Genomic DNA, 17,649 nt, shown 5'->3' with positions numbered 1-17,649 from the left:
TGCTTTAAGCCTGTCTCGCTTGCGGCTTGAGCCGCACGTAAAGGGTTTTTTCGACCCGCGCCACCAAGGTGCCGGCGCCGTCGTGAATATCGACCTGCAACTGCGGCAGGTATTTTTCGCCACTCGCCGTCTGCCGGCGGATCTCGTCGAGCAAGGTCTCGTCGATGTTGAAACGGGCGAACACCGGGCCTTTGCCCGGCGCAATGAAATCGATGTCGGCGGCTTTGTCCCAGACGATGTATTGACGCCCGAGGTTTTCCATCAGCATCAGCATGTAGAACGGATCGACCATCGAATACAGGCTGCCACCGAACTGGGTGCCGACGTAATTGCGGTTGTACCAGCCCAGGCCCATCGACACCTTGATGTCCCGGAAGTCATCGCTGATGTGCCGAACCCGTACCCCGGCACCGAGATACGGCGGGTAAAACGTCATGACCCAGCGCATCAACCGCGCCTTGCCGAATGTTGCAGTCAGCCACTCAAGCATCCGGGCGAGTACCCAAACCCATGGCCTGCCGGGCGAACCAGCGTTTGGCCGGCGGCAACAGATCAAGGCCAAGCAAGCCAATGTTGCGGCCCAGGGACACCAGTGGCTGAGTGCTGCCAAACAAGCGGGTGACCTGGTCGGAGAAACCGACGGTGAGGTTCTGGTCCATGCGCTGGCGTTCGCGATAAGCCTGCAAGGTCGCGAAGTCGCCGGGCCCGGTTTCGCTGGCCAGCAATGCATCGGCCAGGGCCTGGGCATCGCGCAACGACAGGTTGAAACCCTGGCCGGCAATCGGGTGCAGGCTGTGGGCGGCGTTGCCGAGAATCGCCAGATGCGGGCGCACCTGCTCTTCGGCCTCGATCAAGGTCAGCGGATACAAATGCCGCGCGCCAACCTGCTTCAAGGTACCGAGGCGATAACCGAACACGCCCTGCAGCTCGCTGAGGAAACTCTTTTCATCGAGGGCGGCCAATCGTTGCGCGTCCATGCCCAGACGGGTCCAGACCAAGGCGCAGCGATTATCCGGCAACGGCAACAAGGCCATCGGGCCTTCGTCGGTGAAACGCTCGAACGCCATGCCGTTATGGGCTTCGCTCGGGGTAATGTTGGCGATCAGCGCACTCTGGTTATACGGGCGCGTCTTGATGCCGATCCCCAGTTGCTCGCGCAGGCCGGAGCGGCCGCCATCGGCGAGCACCGCGAGGTCGCATTCCAGGGTGGTTTCGTCGTTGAGGGTCAGGCGATAGCCGTCGGTCAGCGGTTCCATGCGGGTGACTTCCGCCGGGCAACGCCAGCTGACCACGTCCTTGTCCAGGCCTTGCCAGAGGCATTGGCCGAGCCAGGCGTTTTCCACCACATAGCCGAGGGCCGGAACGCCCTCTTCCATCGCCGACAGTCGCGCCGTGGAGAAACGCCCACGGTCGGACACGTGAATCTGCTTGATCGGCTCGGCGCGGCGGGAGATTTCCTGCCACACGCCCAGCCGTTGATAAATCTGCCGGGCGCCGTAGGACAGCGCCGAAGAACGGGCGTCGTAGCTCGGTTGATAGGTGTCACCGGGGGCGAACGGTTCGATCAGCACGATCTTCCAGCCGCGCGCCTTGGCCCCGGCCTGCAAGGCCAACGCCAGACTCGCGCCGACCAGGCCGCCACCGATGATTGCCAGATTGACTCGACTCATGCCGCGTGTGCCCGTGCTTGGGCCATCAAGGCCTCGATTTCAGCGACCGTTTTCGGCACGCCTTGGGTCAGGATTTCACAACCGGTCTTGGTCACTACCACGTCGTCCTCGATGCGCACGCCAATGCCACGCCATTTCTTTGCCACGTTCGGGTTGTCCGGGGCGATGTAGATCCCCGGCTCCACGGTCAGCGCCATGCCGACCTCCAGCACGCGCCACTCGCCGCCGACCTTGTACTCGCCGACGTCATGCACATCCATGCCCAGCCAGTGGCCGGCGCGGTGCATATAGAAAGCTTTATAGGCTTCGCTGGCGATCAACTCGTCGACGTCGCCCTGCAACAGCCCCAGTTTCACCAGCCCGGTCGTAATGACCCGGACCGTGGCTTCGTGGGCCTGATTCCAATGCTTGTTCGGGGCAATCTCGGCGAACGCCGCTTCTTGCGAAGCCAGCACCAACTCGTAGATCGCCTTCTGCTCCGCTGAATATTTGCCGTTGACCGGCCAGGTGCGGGTGATGTCGCTGGCGTAGCAGTCGATCTCGCAACCGGCGTCGATCAGCACCAGGTCGCCGTCCTTGAGCACGGCGTCATTCTGCTGGTAATGCAGGATGCAGCTGTTGCGCCCGGCGGCGACGATCGAGCCGTACGCCGGCATCTTCGCCCCGCCCTTGCGGAACTCGTAATCAAGCTCGGCTTCGAGGCTGAACTCGTGCAAACCGGCGCGGCTGGCCTGCATCGCGCGGATATGCGCCTGTGCGGAAATCCGTGCGGCCTCGCGCATCACCTTCACTTCTGCCGCCGATTTATACAGGCGCATGTCGTGCAGCAGATGATCCAGGGCAACGAATTCGTTCGGTGGCTGGGCGCCAAGGTGCGCTTTAGAGCGGATCACGTTGATCCAGTCCATCAGGTGCCGGTCGAATTCCGGGTTGCTGCCCATGGCCGAATACACCCGGTCGCGCCCTTCGATCAGGCCCGGCAGGATGTCGTCGATGTCAGTGATGGGGAAGGCGTCATCGGCGCCGAAGTCGCGGATCGCGCCTTCCTGCCCGGCGCGCAGGCCGTCCCACAGCTCCCGCTCGACGTTGCGCTCCCGGCAAAACAGCAGGTATTCGCCGTGCTCTCTACCGGGCATCAGGACGATGACGGCTTGTGGCTCGGGGAAACCGCTGAGGTACTGGAAGTCGCTGTCCTGGCGATAGACATGCTCAACGTCGCGGTTGCGAATGGCCACCGCGGCGGCGGGCAGGATCGCGATGCTGTTGGGTTCCATCTGCGCCATCAAGGCCTTGCGGCGACGGCTGTATTCCGATTTCGGGATATGAATCATGGGCAGATGGCGTTCCCTGGCAGGCGATTAATGCAACGACGGTTTGGCGGCGGCTTCGTCGGTTTTCTTGGTTTCCGTGAACAGCAGCAACGGAGCCACGCGCAGGTACTCCATCACTTCCATGTAATCGCTTTCGCCGTCGTCAGACTCTTCCAGGGCGTCTTGCACCTGGGCGATGGCGGCCAGATCCTGCAACACTTCGGTCGCTTCGGTGGTCAGGGCATATTCACGACGGGTCAGACCGAAGCCGGTCAGGAAGCCCTGGCACCATTGGCCCAGCGCAGCGGCGCGGTCGGCCAGCGGGGCGTCGTCGGTGGGCAGCAGCAGGACAACGGTCATGTCGTCGCCGGTCAGCTCGCCCTTGACCATCTCTTGCAGGCCGATCAGGGCATTGCGAACGTTGTCTTGTGGCTCGCCTTCGAGCAGCTCGGCGGCATCGGCCAGCCAGCTGTCGGCTTCGAAGCCGGCACCGGCGCAACTGCGGCCGAGCAACAGGCCATGCAGTTCGGCAGGCGAGACGTTATGGCCGCTGGAAGTCAGCAGGGTGGCGAAGGCTTGGTACGGGGAATTCTGAATGGGCATGGGCAGCTAGGCGCCAGACGGCGCTATGTCTAGAATGAAGGCCTTGTATCCTACATCGACAGACTCGCCAAGACTATTAAAGGCTGTCCGCCAGCCTGGAGCTGTACGAAACTAGGCGCGCCCGACGCGTCGGCAGTTTCCTACAGAGCCTGCCACCCATCAGACACATATTCAGTGGACACAATGGAAGACACCGATCTGCAAGCGCTGATGGCAAGACTCGAGTTGCTAATTAGCCGAGTCGAGCAACTAAAGAGCCAAAATGGACTCCTATTAGCTCAGGAAAAGACCTGGCGCGAGGAACGCGCTCACCTCATTGAAAAAAACGAAATCGCCCGGCGTAAGGTCGAATCGATGATTTCGCGCCTCAAGGCCCTGGAGCAAGACTCATGAGTTCAAGCAATAGCGTTACCGTGCAGATCCTCGATAAAGAATATTCGATCATCTGCCCCCAGGAAGAGCGCAGCAACCTGGTGAGTGCCGCCCGCTACCTGGACGGCAAGATGCGCGAAATCCGCAGCAGCGGCAAAGTCATCGGCGCCGACCGCATCGCCGTGATGGCCGCGCTGAACATCACCCACGACCTGCTGCACAAGGAAGAACGCCCGGACGTACAGGCCAGCGGTTCGACCCGCGAGCAGGTTCGCGACCTGCTGGATCGCGTCGATCTGGTGCTGGCAACTGATCCGGACGTCACCAAGGGCTGATTCGTGGAATCGCTTGGGGTATACTCGCGTCACTCCCTGGGGTGCTTGCCAGTTGACGATGTCCCTGAGCCGATTCGCACTACCCTGGAAGTTGCACGTTGGGCTGGTGTGCATGTCCGCTAGACGGAAAGCCTTAAAGCCTACTGCTTCTTCCACCTTGAACTTTCGGGTTCAAGGGCTAAGTCAGCAGCGGTTCATCCGGGGAGCCTGATTCCAGTCCGATGCCGGTTTAATTACCGGCATCGGCTTTTTTACGGGTACGCTTTGTGTACCCGCCCTGCCGAAGCCTAATTCATGAACGAACCTGCGCTGCTTCCCCGCCCGCAACTTCGACGCATGCTGCGCAAGGCCCGCCGCGCACTGACACCCAGTCAGCAGCGCCAGGCCGCTCGCGGGCTATACAAGCAATTGGCCCAGCACCCGCTGTTTCGCCGCGCCAGACATATCTCTCTTTATCTGCCTACAGACGGTGAAATCGATCCGCGTGTTTTGCTGCGTGCCGCTCAACGTCGGGGCAAGGCGACGTATCTGCCGGTGCTCAGCGCCTGGCCGCGAACCAAAATGGTGTTCCAGCGCGTTCGCCCCGGCGACAAATTGAAACCCAACCGTTTCCGTATTCTCGAACCAAGGCACAACCTCGCCCGGCAACGCAAAGTCTGGGCGCTTGATTTAGTGTTGTTGCCATTGGTTGGATTTGACGATGTCGGCGGACGCCTGGGCATGGGCGGCGGCTTCTATGACCGCAGCCTGGCGTATCTGGCGCGGCGCAAAACCTGGCGCAAGCCGACGCTGCTGGGGCTGGCCCATGAATGTCAGAAGGTCGAACGATTGGCTCAAGCGAGCTGGGATGTGCCGTTGCAAGGAACGGTGACAGACAAGGCGTGGTATTTCGCAGGCGCCGCACTGTAGGAGCAAAGCTTGCTCGCGATAGCGGTCCTACAGGCACATGGATGTTGAAGGTGACGCCGTCATCGCGAGCAAGCTTTGCTGCTACGGGTGCGGCGTCCGAAAGACAGAGATCAGCGCTTGAAGGCCGACGGCTGTTGTTGCTGCGCGATTTCGATCGGTGCGTCGGTCTTGTTGTTCCATAGGCTTTGGGCATAGCCAGTGGTCACGACGCCGAGGCCGAACAAAATAACCAAAATCCATAGTAAATCCGGTTTGCGTTTCATCGATTGCCCCCCAAAGGCATATCAACACGATGACAGCAGCGGTTTCCGTTGTAGGCCGTGCAGCAGCGTAAAGCTTAGAAGGCCGGCATTTTGCGACAACGTGAACCGACACGCAAACACTGGCGTCAACCGACTGTCGGTTTGTCATAAAATTGCCCGACAACTTGCCCACCCCTCTCGCAAGGAGCAAAAACCATGGCCTATTGGCTGATGAAATCCGAGCCCGACGAGCTCTCGATCAAAGACCTTGAGAAGCTTGGCAAAGCGCGCTGGGACGGGGTTCGCAACTACCAGGCGCGCAATTTCCTGCGGGCGATGGCGGTGGGTGACGAGTTCTTCTTCTATCACTCCAGTTGCCCGGAGCCGGGGATTGCCGGGATCGGCCAGATTGTCGAAGCGGCGTACCCGGACCCGACGGCCCTTGAGCCGCAGAGTCATTACTACGATCCGAAGGCCACCCCGGAGAAAAACGCCTGGAGCGCGATTGATGTCGCGCATGTCGAGACGTTTGCCAACGTGCTGAAGCTGGATTATCTGAAGCAGCAGACGGCGCTGGCCGAGATGCCACTGGTGCAGAAAGGCACTCGGCTGTCGGTGATGCCCGTCACCGCCGAACAATGGGCTGCGGTACTCGGCTTGCGTTAAATAAAGCAGAACTGCCCGGTCATCCTCTTTTCCCTGCTCAATGGGGTTAGGCTTGCGCCTTAGTTGACTGGCATCAAGCCGCTTCGGCGCTCGATCAGCCAGACTAGGACGTTACAGCCGCAGGATGCCCGCATGTCTACGCACAGTCGCTCTTCGATTTTTTTCGCCAGTTCCTTGATGGTTTTACTGCTGGCCGCCGGAGGGTTCGGTTACTGGAAGTCGATGCATGACCGTCTGCCCGAAGGCTTGTATGTCGGCAACGGTCGCCTCGAAGCCACAGAAGTGCAGATCGCCAGCAAAACACCCGGGCGCCTGGCCGAGGTGCTCGTCGATGAGGGCGATAAAGTCACCAAGGGCCAACTGCTGGCCCGCATGGACACCCGCACCCTCGAAGCCCAGCGCAATCAGGCCGAAGCCGAGGTGCTGCGCGCCCGGGAAAACCTCGCCGCGGCCCAGGCCAACGTGCAATTGCGCCAGAGCGAACAACTGCTCGCCCAACAAGAACTCAAGCGTTCCCAGGAACTGTTCAAGCACGGCTTCGTCAGCGGCCAGATCATCGATCAACAACAGGCACGCCTGGACACCGGCAGTGCGGCAGTCGCAGCGTCCCGCGCCCAGGTGTCGGCGGTCGGCGCCGCGATCGGCGCGGCCCAGGCCCAAGTCGCAATGCTGACCAGCGAAATAGATGACAGCAGCTTGCGGGCGTCCATAGACGGGGTGATCCAGTTGCGCATGGCCGAACCGGGCGAAGTACTCGGCGCCGGCGGACGAGTGCTGCTGCTGATTGATCCGAGCGACCAATACATGAACCTCTACCTCCCGGCCTCCGTCACCGGGCGCGTGGCCGTTGGCGATGACGCGCGCATCCTGCTCGACGCCCTGCCCGACCACCCGGTGCCAGCCAAAATCACTTTCGTCGCCGGCAAATCACAGTTCACGCCCAAAGAAGTCGAAACCCGTGACGAACGCCAGAAACTGGTGTTCCGCGTCAAACTGCGGCTGACCGACCCGAGCGCCCTGCCCCAGGCCAAGCCGGGCATGCCCGGCGCCGGTTATGTGCGCACCGCGCCGATTAGCTGGCCGGCCAACCTGCAATGACCGACCTGGCGCTGCAAGCGACCGGCATCAACCACCGTTACGGCAAACAGCAGGCCCTGGCCGACATCACCTTCAGCCTGCCCGCCGGCACGCGCTGCGGGTTGATTGGCCCGGACGGCGCCGGCAAGTCGAGTTTGCTGGGCCTGATCGCCGGGGTGAAAACCCTGCAACAAGGTCAGCTGGAAGTGCTGGGCGGCTCGATCCAGGACCGTCGCCATCGCAACAGCCTCTACCCACGCATCGCCTTCATGCCGCAAGGCCTGGGCGGCAACCTGTATCCCGAATTGTCGATCAGCGAGAACATCCACTTTTTCGCCACCCTGTTCGGCCTGTCGAAAGCCGAATGCGACCAGCGCATGCACAGCCTGTTGCTGGCCACCGACCTGCTGCGCTTCGCGGACCGCCCGGCCGGCAAGCTCTCCGGTGGCATGAAGCAGAAACTCGGGCTCTGTTGCGCGCTGATCCACGAACCGGACCTGTTGATCCTCGACGAACCCACCACCGGCGTCGATCCCTTGTCCCGACGGCGCTTCTGGGAGCTGGTAGATGATGTGCGCGGCCAACGCCCGCAACTGACGCTGCTGGTCGCCACCGCGTACATGGAAGAGGCCGAGCAATTCGAACATTGCCTGATGCTCGACGGCGGCAAGCTGATCGCCACCGGTCTGAGCAGCGAATTGGCCGCCGCGACTGCCAGCGGCAAACTCGATGAAGCCTTCACCCACTTTCAGGGCGACAGTGGCCACGACAATCAGCCACTGGTGATTCCACCCCGCACCGGCGCCAACACTGACATCGCCATCGAAGCCCACGACCTGACCTTGCGCTTCGGCGATTTCACCGCCGTGGACAAGGTCAGCTTCGCCATCGGTCGCGGGGAGATTTTCGGTTTTCTCGGCTCCAACGGCTGTGGCAAAACCACCACCATGAAAGTCCTTACCGGGCTGATGCCGGCCAGTGAGGGCAGCGCCACATTGCTGGGCAACGCGGTGAACGCCAAGGACCTGGCCACGCGCAAGCGTGTCGGTTTCATGTCCCAGAGTTTCTCGCTGTATGGCGAACTCAGCGTGCGGCAAAACCTCGACTTGCACGCGCGCCTGTTCGATTTGCCCAAGGCCGACAGCGCCCAACGCATCGACGAACTGATCCAGCGTTTCAACCTGGTCAACGTGGCCGATCAACAGTCCGGCGCCCTGCCCCTGGGTTTACGCCAACGATTGTCCCTGGCCGTGGCGGTGCTGCATCGCCCGGAAGTGCTGATCCTCGATGAACCGACTTCCGGCGTCGACCCGGCGGCGCGGGATGACTTCTGGCGGCTGCTGATCGAGTTGTCCCGCGAGCAAGGCGTGACGATTTTCCTGTCCACCCATTTCATGAACGAAGCCCAGCGCTGCGACCGCATTTCGCTGATGCACGCCGGCAAAGTACTGGCCTGCGATACCCCGGCGGCGCTGCAACAGCAGTTCAAGGGCGACACCCTGGAAGCGGCGTTTGTCACCTGCCTGGAGCAGGCCCAGGGCGCTAGCGAAGCACCGACGCCGCAAGTGCCCGCCGACACGCCAGTCGCACCGACAACGCCAATGAAAGAACGTGGTTTCAGCGTCGGCCGCCTGGTAGCCGTGGCCAGTCGTGAAGGCAAGGAATTGCTGCGCGACAAAGTGCGGATGGCGTTCGCCCTGCTGGGGGCGATTTTCATGATGGTGATCTTCGGCTACGGCATTTCCCTGGACGTGGAAAAACTCGCCTTCGCCGTGTTCGACCAGGACCAGACGCCCCAAAGCCGCACGTATCTGGAAGCGTTCCGCAGTTCTCGCTATTTCGCCGAACAATCACCGATCCGCGACAGCAAAGAATTGCATCGACGCCTTCAACGCTCGGAAATCAAACTGGCGCTGGAGATCCCGCCAGGCTTTGGCCGCGACCTGTACGCCGGGCGCCAACCCACCGTCGCCGCCTGGCTGGATGGCGGCATGCCGTTTCGGGCCGAGACCAGCCGCAATTACGTGGAAGCAGTGCATCAAGCCAACCTTGAGCAACTGGCCGAACAGAGCAGCCCCGCGCGCAACCGACCCGCAGCGGCCAAACTGGAAACCCGGTTCCGCTACAACCAGGACGTGGTCAGCGTCAACGCCATCGGCCCCGGGGTGATGGCGCTGATCCTCGCCTTCATCCCGGCCATGCTCACGGCGCTGGGGATCGTGCGCGAGAAGGAGTTGGGTTCGATCACCAACTTCTACGCCACGCCCCTGACCCGACTGGAATTCCTGCTGGGTAAACAGGCGCCCTATCTGGCGATCAGCCTGATCAACCTGGCGGTGCTGGTGGCCATGAACCGCTGGCTGTTTGGCGTGCCGTTCAAGGGCAGCGGCCTGACCCTGGCCTTCGGCGGATTGCTCTACGTGCTGGCCACCACCAGCATGGGCTTGCTGATTTCGGCGTTCACCCGAACCCAGATCGCCGCGATCCTCGGCACCATGATCATCACCAGCCTGCCGACCATCCAGTTTTCCGGGCTGATCGTGCCGCGCTCTTCCCTCGAAGGCGCGGCTTCGGTCATGGGGATGCTGTTTCCGGCGGGGTATTTCCTCGATATCGCCGTCGGCACGTTCACCAAAGCACTGGACCTGCGACAGCTATGGCCGCAATGCCTGGCGCTGTTCGGGTTCTTCCTCGGATTCACCGGGCTCAGCCTGGTCATGCTGAAAAAGCAGGAGGCCTGATGCATAAGCTTGCGCATATCTTGCGACTCGGCCTCAAGGAACTGACCAGCCTGCGCCACGACAGCGTGTTGCTGCTGTTTCTGTTCTACGCCTTTACCGTGGCGATCTACATGCCGGCCGCCGGCTCGGTCATCGGCGTGCACAACGCCAGCGTGGCCGTGGTAGACGAAGACCGCAGTCACCTCTCACGGGAATTGACCCAGGCCCTGCAACCACCGGAATTCCAGCGTCCGGTGCTGCTGCCTTATGAGCAACTGGATCAAGTCATGGACAGCGGCCAGTACACGTTTGTGATCAACGTGCCGGTGAATTTCCAGACCGATTTGCTGGCCGGACGCCAACCGGCGGTGCAGGTCAATGTGGACGCCACGGCCATGAGCCAGGCGTTCATGGGCGCGGGTTACATCGGTCGGATTTTCCAGCGCGAACTGCTGAACTACAGCGGCCAGAATGATCCCGCCAGCAAAGCGCCGGCGCTGCTGACCACGCGCTCGCTGTTCAATCCAAATCTGGAAGGTGGCTGGTTTCTGGCGGTGATCCAGATCGTCAACAACATCACCATCCTCGCCATCATCCTCACCGGCACCGCGCTGCTGCGAGAGCGTGAGCACGGCACCCTCGACCATTTGCTGGTGCTGCCACTGACCGCACTGGAAATCATGCTGGCAAAAATCTGGAGCAACATGCTGGTGGTGGTGCTGTGCACCTGGATTTCGCTGGAAGTGATCGTCAAAGGCGCGCTGGGCGTGCCGCTGGCCGGCTCGATGACCTTGTTTTTGCTGGTGACGGCGGTTTATCTGTTCGCCAGTACGGCGCTGGGAATCTTTCTCGCGACCCTGGCCCGCTCGACGCCGCAGTTCGGTTTGCTGGCCATCCCGGTGATCATCCCGATGTTGCTGCTATCGGGCGGCAGCACGCCGCTCGACAGCATGCCGCAGTGGCTGCAATGGGTGATGCAGGGTTCGCCATCGACGCACTTTGTCAGCTTGAGCGCCGCGATTCTGTTTCGCGACGCCGGGCTGAGCGTGGTCTGGCCGGACTTGCTGGCACTGACCGCCATCGGGCTGGTGTTCTTTGCGATTGCGCTGATGCGGTTTCGCAAGAGTCTGGCGTCCTGACCTGTGGCGAGGGAGCTTGCTCCCGTTGGACTGCAAAGCAGTCCCTCTTTTCAGGGCCGCTTCGCAGCCCAGCGGGAGCAAGCTCCCTCGCCACAAAAGCCTCTTTGCAGCAGGGACGCTATTGAATGATCAGGTTGTTGAACAACAGATCCTCAACCACCGGCTTGCCCGTTTCATCATTCATCACTTGCTGGGTTTGCTTCAGGGCTTCCTGACGCAGCTTTTCCTTGCCCTCGACGCTGCCCATCGCCTCGGTGGTCTGCTGGCTGAACAACGCCACCAGTTGATTGCGAATCAACGGTTCGTTGGCCTTGACCGCTTTGGTCGCCTCTTCACCGGTCACCCGCAACGCCACGTCAGCCTTGAACACCTTCAACTTCGGCGTGCCGTCCAACCCATAATTGCCCACGAACGGCGGGCTCAGGGTGATGTAGTTGACCTTTGGGGCCTCACCTTCTTTGGCGGCTTCTTCAGCCACTGCTGCCAAAGGCAGAGACAGGGCCAGCAACAACATGATCCACGCTTTCACAATTCGCTCCTTATCCGGTTTGCGGCCTAGCATAACGACCCGCCGCGCAAGCACAAGCTTATGGCTGACTATCAGAGCCGGGCATGCTCGTTGACCCGTCGACTCACACACCTACACTTATCGGCCATCACTCCCAAAGGAATAGCCCTGATGAAAGCCGTGCTATGCAAAGCCTTCGGCCCCGCCGAATCGCTGGTGCTGGAAGACGTCGCCAGTCCTGTCGCCAAGAAGAACGAAATCCTGCTGGACGTGCACGCCGCCGGGGTCAACTTTCCGGACACGCTGATCATCGAGGGCAAATACCAGTTCAAACCGCCCTTCCCGTTTTCGCCGGGCGGTGAGGCGGCCGGCGTGGTCAGTGCAGTGGGTGAAAAGGTCAGCCATCTCAAGGTCGGCGACCGGGTCATGGCCCTGACCGGTTGGGGCAGCTTTGCCGAGCAGGTCGCGGTGCCGGGCTACAACGTGCTGCCGATCCCGCCGTCGATGGACTTCAACACCGCCGCCGCGTTCAGCATGACCTACGGCACCTCGATGCACGCCCTCAAGCAGCGGGCCAATCTGCAACCGGGTGAAACCTTGCTGGTGCTCGGCGCCTCTGGCGGTGTCGGCCTGGCTGCCGTGGAAATCGGCAAAGCCATGGGCGCCCGGGTGATTGCCGCCGCCAGCAGCGCGGAAAAACTCGCCGTGGCCAAGGCTGCCGGCGCCGATGAGCTGATCAACTACAGCGAAACCAGTCTCAAGGACGAAATCAAACGCCTGACCGACGGCCAGGGCGCCGACGTGATCTACGACCCGGTCGGCGGCGACCTGTTCGACCAGGCCGTGCGCGCCATCGCCTGGAACGGCCGCCTGCTGGTGGTCGGCTTTGCCAGCGGACGCATCCCCGAATTCCCGGTCAACCTCGCCCTGCTCAAAGGCGCGGCGGTGGTCGGCGTGTTCTGGGGCTCCTTCGCCCAGCGCCAACCCCAGGACAACGCGGCGAACTTCCAGCAGCTATTTGGCTGGTTTGCCGAGGGCAAGTTGAAGCCGCTGGTGTCGCAGGTGTACCCGCTGAGCAATGCGGCGCAGGCGATCAATGATCTTGGCCAGCGCAAAGCGGTCGGGAAAGTGGTGGTACAGGTTCGCTGAGCCGAGTGAAGCGATCTGGGCGGCAGAGTCCGGATCGCTTCTTCTTTATTTGAAGGACATTTCCCAAAACCCCGCACGACTCTGGCTTGAAAAGCGCACAACGGCTCACCCAGTAACCTTTCCCACACCGTCCTACACTTACACCTGAGCGACATGTTCATAAAGGAACACGCGATCTCCAACTTTTCCGCTGTTTGACCAATGCGAACCGGTGCTATTTTCGGTAACGAAACTGTAACATTCGCATCCGCAGTCAAAACAAGAAATTTGGAGCTCTTGAATGTTTGCTTTCTTTCGACCTGCCGCACATCAGGCGCCCCTGCCTGAAGAAAAAATAGACGACACCTATAAACGCCTTCGCTGGCAGATCTTCGCCGGGATTTTTATTGGCTATGCGGGTTACTACCTGCTGCGCAAAAACTTCACGCTGGCCTTCCCGGACCTGATCGCCCAGGGCTACACAAAGGGTCAACTGGGTGTGGCGATGTCGGCGATTGCGATCGCCTACGGTCTGTCCAAATTTTTGATGGGCATTGTGTCCGACCGCTCCAACCCACGTTACTTCCTGCCCTTCGGGCTGATCGTGTCGGCCGGGGTCATGTTCGTTTTCGGTTTCGCGCCCTGGGCGACGTCGAGTGTGACGATGATGTTCACCCTGTTGTTCATCAACGGCTGGGCACAAGGCATGGGCTGGCCACCGAGCGGCCGGACCATGGTGCACTGGTGGTCGCAGAAAGAACGTGGCCAGGTGGTGTCGGTCTGGAACACCGCGCATAACGTCGGCGGCGGGTTGATTGGTCCGCTGGCGATTCTCGGCATGGGCTGGTTCAACGATTGGCACAGCAAGTTCTACGTCCCGGCCGCCGTGGCGCTGCTGGTCGCCGTGTTTGCCTTCATTGTGATGCGCGATACGCCGCAATCGACCGGCCTGCCGCCGATCGAGAAGTACAAGAACGATTACCCGGAAGGCTACGACGCCAGCCACGAAGAAGAATTCAGCGCCAAGGACATCTTCGTCAAATACGTGCTGCGCAACAAAATGCTCTGGCTTATCGCCCTGGCCAACGTCTTCGTCTACCTGCTGCGCTACGGCATCCTCGACTGGGCGCCGACCTACCTCAAAGAGGTCAAGCACTTCGACTTCGACAAAACGTCCTGGGCGTATTTCCTCTACGAGTGGGCAGGCATTCCGGGCACGCTGCTGTGTGGCTGGATGTCGGACAAGGTCTTCCGTGGCAACCGTGGCCTGACCGGCATGGTGTTCATGGGGTTGGTGACCGTGGCGACGATCGTGTATTGGCTGAACCCGCCGGGCAACCCGATGATCGACATGATCTCGCTGTTCGCGATCGGCTTCCTGATCTACGGTCCGGTGATGCTGGTGGGTTTGCAAGCGCTGGAACTGGTGCCGAAGAAGGCCGCCGGTACCGCCGCGGGCTTTACCGGCCTGTTCGGTTACCTGGGCGGGTCAGTCGCGGCCAGTGCGCTGATGGGCTACACCGTGGACTATTTCGGCTGGGATGGCGGCTTCATCCTGCTGGTCGCTGCTTGTTTGCTGGCGATGGCTTTCCTGGCTCCCACGCTGGGGCACAAACAAAGCGCCAGTCAGACCCGCGAAGAAGCAATCGCCTGATCCGACTTTGATTGACAACGCTTGAGCCGCGCCTCCAGATTCCGGTCTGGCATGGCGTGGCTACGCAGGGCGTTGGCGGTCTGCTCGACGTAATCGCGAGTGGTGCCGTACCGCCCGCAAGCGCTTTCGAACACCTGGCTCAGCACGTGATCCGGCAAGTTGCCGGCATAGCTGGGCAGGTGCCGTTCCAAAACAAATCCCAACGCCTGAACCTGGCTTCCGTCTTCAAGACGGCAGTTGAGCCAATGTGGGCGATAGGACGGGAATGGCATTTCGCGCTGCCACAAGGCGTAGAGCGAGGCTTCGAGTTGTTCTTCGGGAAGGCGATAGGCAAAACCGCTGCAAGAGCCGCCGCGATCCAGGCCAAATACCAGGCCCGGCACTTCCGGCGTACCGCGATGTTCGTGGGACCACAGGTACAAACCGCGATGGTAGCCATGAACCCGACCGCGCACTCGCTCCACCGCCGGGCATTCAGGGCGCCAGATCAGTGAGCCGTACGCGAACAGCCAGACCGGCCCACCCTTGTGGCGCGCCATGGTTGCCTGCATCGAGCTGAGCAATTGTTCGTGCGTAAGCTGCGGCCCCAGATCGAGCCGCGGAGGGTAAGGCAAATTCAGAAAAGCAGATTCAATGGCGCTCATGGCGAATAGCGTTCAGCTCCCCGCGGATAAAGAATTACTTAATAGAACGCACCGCTGTAACAATAAGGCACATATGTTTTAAGGCAATTTAAGTGCCATGGCACAGTTCTTAAATAATTGCCCATATGACATATAACCTACCGGTATTTATATAAATCTATAAATACCGATCGGCTATATAGGGAGTTATAACGATTAAGATCGCGGCGCGTAGGCAAACACGTCGGCGCGCATCTGATGCGCATCCATCCCCGCTTCAACCAACGCATCCAGCGTGCCGTAGACCATCGCCGGAGAACCGCTGGCGTAAACATGCAGCGCCTTCAGATCCGGGAAATCCTCGCACACCGCCTCATGCAACATGCCGCAGCGCCCTTCCCAGCCGCATTGATCGCTGACGACTTTATGCAGGAACAGATTGGGCAGTTTCAGCCATTCGTCCCAGTGTTCTATTTCATAAAAGTCTTCAGGACGCCGCACGCCCCAATACAGATGCACCGGGTGCTTGAACCCGGTGGCGCGGCAATGTTCGATCAGGCTGTGAATCTGGCCCATGCCGGTGCCCGCGGCGATCAGCACCAGCGGCCCGTCCGGCAACTCGGCCAGGTGGGTGTCGCCGAATGGCATCTCGATGCGCACCATGGCATTGCGTTGCAGCTGGTCGATCAGGCTCAGCGCACTGCTTTCGCGCGCCAGCACATGGATTTCCAGGTCGCGCCCGGCATGGGGTGCCGAGGCCAGGGAGAACGCGGATTTCTCGCCGTTCTCGCGCTCGATCATCAAATACTGACCGGCGTGATAGCGCGGCGGCTTGCCGGCCGGCGCCCGCAGGTGCACCCGAAAGGTATCCCCGCCGACGTCCCTGCATTCAATAACCTGACACGACAAGCTGCGCACCGGCAGTTCTCCCAGCGCGAGCACGCCATCCCACAGCACGATGCAGTCTTCCAGCGGCTCAGCTATGCAAGTGTAGAACTCGCCGTGGTCCCGCACATGGCCGGCCTGTTCAACCCGGCCTTCCACCAGCAACGCCGCGCAGACGTGGCAATTGCCGTTGCGACAGCTTTGCGGGCATTCATAGCCCAAGCGCCGCGCGCCATCGAGAATCCGCTCGCCGGGCAATATCTCAAGCACTGCTCCGGAGGGCTGCAAGGTTACACGCATCAATCTATTCCTAACTGATTCCAGATGGCATCGATCCGTTTTGTCACGGCTTCATCCTTGACGATCACCCGGCCCCACTCGCGAGTGGTTTCGCCCGGCCATTTATGCGTGGCATCGAGCCCCATCTTCGACCCCAGGCCGGACACCGGCGAGGCGAAGTCGAGGTAGTCGATCGGCGTGTTGTCGATCATCACCGTGTCGCGCTTGGGGTCCATGCGCGTGGTAATGGCCCAGATCACGTCGTTCCAGTCCCGCGCGTTGATATCGTCATCAGTGACGATAACGAACTTGGTGTACATGAACTGTCGCAAAAACGACCAGACACCGAGCATTACCCGCTTGGCATGGCCCGGATACGACTTCTTCATGGTCACGATGGCCATGCGGTACGAGCAGCCTTCGGGCGGCAGGTAGAAGTCGGTGATTTCCGGGAACTGCTTCTGCAGGATCGGCACGAACACTTCGTTCAGCGCCACACCGAGAATCGCCGGTTCATCCGGTGGACGGCCGGTGTAGGTGCTGTGGTAGATCGGTTTGATCCGGTGGGTAATGCGTTCGACGGTGAACACCGGGAAGCTGTCGACTTCGTTGTAGTAACCGGTGTGGTCGCCGTACGGGCCTTCGTCGGCCATTTCGCCCGGATGGATCACGCCTTCCAGGATGATTTCGGCGGTGGCCGGCACTTGCAGGTCGTTGCCACGGCACTTCACCAGTTCGGTGCGGTTACCCCGCAGCAGACCGGCGAAGGCGTATTCGGAGAGGCTGTCCGGCACCGGCGTTACGGCGCCGAGGATGGTCGCCGGGTCAGCGCCCAACGCCACGGACACCGGGAACGGCTGGCCGGGGTGCTTCTCGCACCACTCGCGGTAATCCAGCGCGCCGCCACGGTGGCTCAGCCAACGCATGATGACCTTGTTGCGGCCGATCACTTGCTGACGGTAGATGCCGAGGTTCTGCCGGTCCTTGTTCGGGCCCTTGGTGACAGTCAGGCCCCAGGTGATCAGCGGGCCGACATCGCCAGGCCAGCAAGTCTGCACCGGCAGCATCGCCAGGTCGACGTCGTCGCCTTCGATGACCACTTCCTGGCACACCGCGTCTTTGACCACTTTCGGCGCCATGGCGATGATCTTGCGGAAGATCGGCAGCTTGGACCACGCATCCTTCAAGCCCTTCGGCGGCTCGGGTTCCTTGAGGAACGCCAGCAACTTGCCGATCTCGCGCAGCTCGCTGACGGCCTCGGCGCCCATGCCCATGGCCACCCGCTCGGGGGTGCCGAACAGGTTGCCGAGGACCGGGATGTCGTAGCCGGTAGGGTTCTCGAACAGCAGCGCCGGGCCTTTGGCCCTCAGCGTGCGATCACAGACTTCAGTCATCTCCAGCACTGGAGAGACAGGGATCTGGATGCGTTTCAACTCTCCGCGCTGCTCAAGCTGCTGCACGAAATCCCGAAGGTCCTTGAATTTCATTGATGATGGCACCCGTAAAATAGGCGTACATCCTACCTGCTC

The 17,649-nt window shown here is 61.1% G+C and carries 18 protein-coding genes and 1 other RNA gene; 10 read left to right on the top strand and 9 right to left on the bottom strand.

What is annotated here, in order from left to right; genetic code table 11:
- Nucleotides 1-4: 4 nt before the first annotated feature.
- The 4 genes from FQ192_RS20875 to FQ192_RS20860 are packed head-to-tail and all read right to left on the bottom strand — an operon-like array spanning nt 5 to nt 3,583.
- A complete protein-coding gene (locus FQ192_RS20875; RefSeq protein WP_149660234.1) occupies nt 5-490 on the bottom strand; it encodes a DUF4442 domain-containing protein in 486 nt (161 codons plus the stop codon).
- Nucleotides 483-1,670, bottom strand: a complete 1,188-nt coding sequence (ubiH, locus tag FQ192_RS20870) for a 2-octaprenyl-6-methoxyphenyl hydroxylase (RefSeq protein WP_149660233.1) — start codon at nt 1,668-1,670, stop codon at nt 483-485. Before ubiH ends, FQ192_RS20875 begins: the two co-directional genes overlap by 8 nt.
- Entirely contained in the window at nt 1,667-3,001 is a 1,335-nt protein-coding gene (pepP, locus tag FQ192_RS20865; protein WP_149660232.1) for a Xaa-Pro aminopeptidase, read from the bottom strand. Before pepP ends, ubiH begins: the two co-directional genes overlap by 4 nt.
- A 27-nt stretch (nt 3,002-3,028) precedes the next feature.
- A complete protein-coding gene (locus FQ192_RS20860; RefSeq protein ID WP_149660231.1) occupies nt 3,029-3,583 on the bottom strand; it encodes a YecA family protein in 555 nt (184 codons plus the stop codon).
- A 183-nt stretch (nt 3,584-3,766) separates the two neighbouring features.
- Here FQ192_RS20860 and FQ192_RS20855 point away from each other — a divergent pair, with 183 nt between their 5' ends.
- From FQ192_RS20855 to FQ192_RS20840, 4 genes are all read left to right on the top strand, one after another.
- Nucleotides 3,767-3,976, top strand: a complete 210-nt coding sequence (locus tag FQ192_RS20855; protein WP_007942437.1) for a TIGR02449 family protein — start codon at nt 3,767-3,769, stop codon at nt 3,974-3,976.
- Complete coding sequence (locus FQ192_RS20850) at nt 3,973-4,290, top strand: cell division protein ZapA (RefSeq protein WP_007942435.1); 318 nt, start codon at nt 3,973-3,975, stop codon at nt 4,288-4,290. The genes FQ192_RS20855 and FQ192_RS20850 overlap by 4 nt, the downstream gene beginning before the upstream one ends.
- Before the next feature lie 30 nt (nt 4,291-4,320).
- Nucleotides 4,321-4,499, top strand: a non-coding RNA gene (gene ssrS, locus FQ192_RS20845) — 6S RNA.
- Between the two features lie 85 nt (nt 4,500-4,584).
- On the top strand, nt 4,585-5,199 hold the full coding sequence (locus FQ192_RS20840; RefSeq protein ID WP_149660230.1) for a 5-formyltetrahydrofolate cyclo-ligase: 615 nt from the start codon (nt 4,585-4,587) through the stop codon (nt 5,197-5,199).
- A gap of 110 nt (nt 5,200-5,309) precedes the next feature.
- Here FQ192_RS20840 and FQ192_RS20835 read toward each other — a convergent pair whose 3' ends face one another.
- The gene (locus FQ192_RS20835; protein ID WP_007942433.1) at nt 5,310-5,462 is read right to left on the bottom strand and encodes a hypothetical protein; all 153 of its coding nucleotides are present in this window, start codon (nt 5,460-5,462) and stop codon (nt 5,310-5,312) included.
- A 195-nt stretch (nt 5,463-5,657) separates the two neighbouring features.
- Between FQ192_RS20835 and FQ192_RS20830 the strand changes: the two genes are divergently transcribed.
- From FQ192_RS20830 to FQ192_RS20815, 4 genes are all read left to right on the top strand, one after another.
- Complete coding sequence (locus FQ192_RS20830) at nt 5,658-6,107, top strand: EVE domain-containing protein (protein WP_149660229.1); 450 nt, start codon at nt 5,658-5,660, stop codon at nt 6,105-6,107.
- Between the two features lie 132 nt (nt 6,108-6,239).
- Nucleotides 6,240-7,205 (top strand): HlyD family secretion protein, encoded by a 966-nt coding sequence (locus FQ192_RS20825; protein WP_149660228.1) that lies wholly within the window; start codon nt 6,240-6,242, stop codon nt 7,203-7,205.
- Nucleotides 7,202-9,925: a ribosome-associated ATPase/putative transporter RbbA gene (gene rbbA / locus FQ192_RS20820; RefSeq protein WP_149660227.1), complete on the top strand. Its 2,724-nt coding sequence runs from the start codon at nt 7,202-7,204 to the stop codon at nt 9,923-9,925. Before FQ192_RS20825 ends, rbbA begins: the two co-directional genes overlap by 4 nt.
- Nucleotides 9,925-11,043: an ABC transporter permease gene (locus tag FQ192_RS20815; RefSeq protein ID WP_149660226.1), complete on the top strand. Its 1,119-nt coding sequence runs from the start codon at nt 9,925-9,927 to the stop codon at nt 11,041-11,043. The genes rbbA and FQ192_RS20815 overlap by 1 nt, the downstream gene beginning before the upstream one ends.
- Before the next feature lie 118 nt (nt 11,044-11,161).
- Here the strand turns inward: FQ192_RS20815 and FQ192_RS20810 are convergent, their stop codons facing one another.
- Entirely contained in the window at nt 11,162-11,572 is a 411-nt protein-coding gene (locus FQ192_RS20810) for a flagellar basal body-associated protein FliL (protein ID WP_149660225.1), read from the bottom strand.
- Nucleotides 11,573-11,722: 150 nt separating this feature from the next.
- On the opposite strand from FQ192_RS20810, the gene FQ192_RS20805 reads away from it, so the two are divergent.
- The gene (locus FQ192_RS20805; protein ID WP_054044635.1) at nt 11,723-12,700 is read left to right on the top strand and encodes an NADPH:quinone oxidoreductase family protein; all 978 of its coding nucleotides are present in this window, start codon (nt 11,723-11,725) and stop codon (nt 12,698-12,700) included.
- Nucleotides 12,701-12,980: 280 nt separating this feature from the next.
- Complete coding sequence (gene glpT / locus FQ192_RS20800) at nt 12,981-14,333, top strand: glycerol-3-phosphate transporter (protein ID WP_149660224.1); 1,353 nt, start codon at nt 12,981-12,983, stop codon at nt 14,331-14,333.
- On the opposite strand, the gene FQ192_RS20795 is transcribed toward glpT, so the two are convergent.
- The 3 genes from FQ192_RS20795 to ubiD form a co-directional block, all read right to left on the bottom strand.
- The gene (locus FQ192_RS20795; RefSeq protein WP_149660223.1) at nt 14,306-14,977 is read right to left on the bottom strand and encodes a gamma-glutamylcyclotransferase; all 672 of its coding nucleotides are present in this window, start codon (nt 14,975-14,977) and stop codon (nt 14,306-14,308) included. The genes glpT and FQ192_RS20795 overlap by 28 nt on opposite strands.
- Before the next feature lie 195 nt (nt 14,978-15,172).
- Nucleotides 15,173-16,141 (bottom strand): CDP-6-deoxy-delta-3,4-glucoseen reductase, encoded by a 969-nt coding sequence (locus tag FQ192_RS20790; protein WP_149660222.1) that lies wholly within the window; start codon nt 16,139-16,141, stop codon nt 15,173-15,175.
- Nucleotides 16,141-17,607 carry a 4-hydroxy-3-polyprenylbenzoate decarboxylase gene (gene ubiD / locus FQ192_RS20785; RefSeq protein WP_149660221.1) on the bottom strand — a complete coding sequence of 489 codons (1,467 nt, stop codon included), beginning with the start codon at nt 17,605-17,607 and terminating at the stop codon, nt 16,141-16,143. The genes FQ192_RS20790 and ubiD overlap by 1 nt, the downstream gene beginning before the upstream one ends.
- Between the last annotated feature and the right edge of the window lie 42 nt (nt 17,608-17,649).

It is taken from the genome of Pseudomonas sp. ANT_J12, assembly GCF_008370045.1.
Classification (GTDB): Bacteria; Pseudomonadota; Gammaproteobacteria; order Pseudomonadales; family Pseudomonadaceae; genus Aquipseudomonas.
This window is presented reverse-complemented; position numbering and strand designations above follow the sequence as displayed.